The organism is Candidatus Aquicultor secundus (assembly GCF_002791875.1).
GTDB classification, from domain to species: domain Bacteria; phylum Actinomycetota; class Aquicultoria; order Aquicultorales; family Aquicultoraceae; genus Aquicultor_A; species Aquicultor_A secundus.
In genome coordinates this window covers 327-2,730 of sequence record NZ_PFNG01000131.1, presented here as the reverse complement: position 1 = coordinate 2,730, position 2,404 = coordinate 327, and the positions used below count along the sequence as shown (strand labels likewise).

The following is a 2,404-nucleotide window of genomic DNA, read 5'->3' as shown; positions in this document are numbered from 1 at the left end:
TACTTGCCTACTAAGAATTTACAGTACCTCGATAGTAAAACAAATAAAGAACCTGAGTGCGCAAGATTGATCAAGTCCCAATTTTTCTGTAAATCCGTTCCTTTAAATTTAAGACGTATAATTGGCCACTTGACCCATAGACGTGCTGGCGGCTGTAGCACTACCATTTGGGACAAGTATCGCAAAGCAATCTTAGCTCGGTCAGCTTGTTGAACCAATAGAATCCGCTGTAGGTTGCGATAAGGTTAGGGGCAATGATTTTTAAGAATCCATCTATCGGCAGCCCAGGCACTAAGTGAAAGAAAATGGAGGGCAAAAGTTTATGACTAGAAGAGGAATTTTAATGAGTTACTTAAAAACTCGCTTGGAATCACGTTGTAAGCATATTTTTATTGGAAGCACGGTCTTATTTCTGTACATATTTCTCTCAGTGGGATTGGGTAGCGCCTACGCTTTTGTACAACACCCAGCCGATCCTGGCGATAAGTATGTTTATGCATTTAATTTGTATGAGAAGACCGATGTGCCGCTTTTTGCAAGGGAAGCATCAAAGAAATATGGAAGGCAGTGCGTTGAGTACGTTAAACGGTTTTATTACTACAAGATGGGCTATAGCAAGAATGATGGTAATGTGATAGATGCTAACAGTTGGTCTGGTGATGCATGGCGGTATTGGGACACATATGCAGCAAAGAAGCTCTTGAGATTTGCAAACCGGGGAAATGAACCACCGAGAGCAGGCGATATAATTGTTTACAACAGGACACAAAAAAACAGCGCAGGTCATGTTGTGATTGTAACTTCTATTGTCGGGAATAGGGTCAACGTGATTCAGCAGAATTATCCGTGGAAAAAAGCAAGCACAGGCAGTCTCACGATGACTGTTAAAAATAATACATACAATATACCTATTTCGAATCTTTTGGGCTGGCTTAGAGGTAAGAATCAACCTTCACAACCAAACCCATCAAATATCAGCATTGGCGAAGGAGCGCCCGATCAAAATTCACGAGCGGCTTTTGTGCATGCTTATGAGAACCATGGTGGAAAACCTAAGGCCGGCTGCCCCACAAACAAAGTCCACCACTGGGGAAACGGCTGGGTTCAAGACTTTAAGGGCGGTAGTGTAGATAGCGCTGCTATAATGCTCGCTGATGGCGCTTCTACGGCTTATGTTGTGTGGGGCGGATCAATATGGCAGAAATACATATCGCTGCGTGGAGCCGAGGGGCCTCTTGGTTATCCGACTTCGGATGAGATCCCAGTCACAGCTTCCACCGGTACGCAAGGCGTTTATCAAGAGTTTAAGGATGGGAGGCTCACCTGGCATAGAAACGGTGCTTTTCCAAATAAAACATTTGCAACATACGGTGCTATTCTTGCGAAATATAAAGCTATAGGTGGACCATCACATCCAATTGGTCTTCCGATTGCAGATGAAGGTGAAGCGCTTCGCTCACCGTTTGGGACTACCGGCACCTATTCAAGATTTGAACGAGGCACTATAAATTGGCACCGAGATGGCTCACGCGCTAAGCAAACATTCTTTGTCATGGGTGGCATCTTTGAAAAATATAAGGCAATGGGGTATTCGAGTAGTTGGCTTGGTTTCCCAATATCTGATGAGTACGATGTAACAGGTGGCGCTAGAAGTGATTTCGAAGGAGGTAATATTAGCTGGACTCCTCAGGGAGGGATGGTGGTTCAACCCAATGATAAGCCTTCTCCAATCACAGACGAAATATATAACGTCTGGCGTAATGGTGACCAAGCTCAAAACCGCTATGGCACAGCAGCTCAATCCTTTAAGGCAACACTTCCTTTCATCAAGAGCGTTGCTTTTAATGCGGCTACCTGGTTAAACAATGCCCCTGGAGGAAAGGTGCACGTAAAGATATTCTCCGACGAAGCGCAAACTAAGTTGGTTGGAACATACAAAGAGACGGCGGTTAATAATTATGGCGAGACAACGGTTACTTGGGATAAACCAATGCCGGTAAATGTCGGCAGTACATATTGGCTCCAACTACTTCCTGTTAAGGGTACGAAGCTACTAGTCTATTTTAGCAAGTATGACGATTACAGCGAAGGCGTTCTCTATCTAAACTGGGCAAGGGAGCAAAGCTTTGATTTGAACGCAAAGATTAAAGGTCTTAGCAAGGCAGATAGTTAGCGCATATTAAATACCTATGTTTAATTTAGCTGCATCAATTACCAGAGCCCAAGCAGATGGGATGATAGTTGGTATACTTAAAATAATTAGCAAGAGATACTATTAATAGGCATGAAATGGGGATCAAGCACTTGATCCCCATTTGCGTAAAGCTAAATATGGCATCGGTTGTAAGCCAATCCGAGAATCCTAGCTCTAAAAGCTACACTATCTTGCCAAGAAGTCTTCTTG

Annotated in this window: 1 protein-coding gene; it reads left to right on the top strand. The window is 43.6% G+C overall.

What is annotated here, in order from left to right; translation table 11 throughout:
- The first annotated feature begins 322 nt into the window (after window positions 1-322).
- Window positions 323-2,173 (top strand): CHAP domain-containing protein, encoded by a 1,851-nt coding sequence (locus COY37_RS05425; RefSeq protein WP_286976602.1) that lies wholly within the window; start codon window positions 323-325, stop codon window positions 2,171-2,173.
- Window positions 2,174-2,404 lie beyond the last annotated feature (231 nt).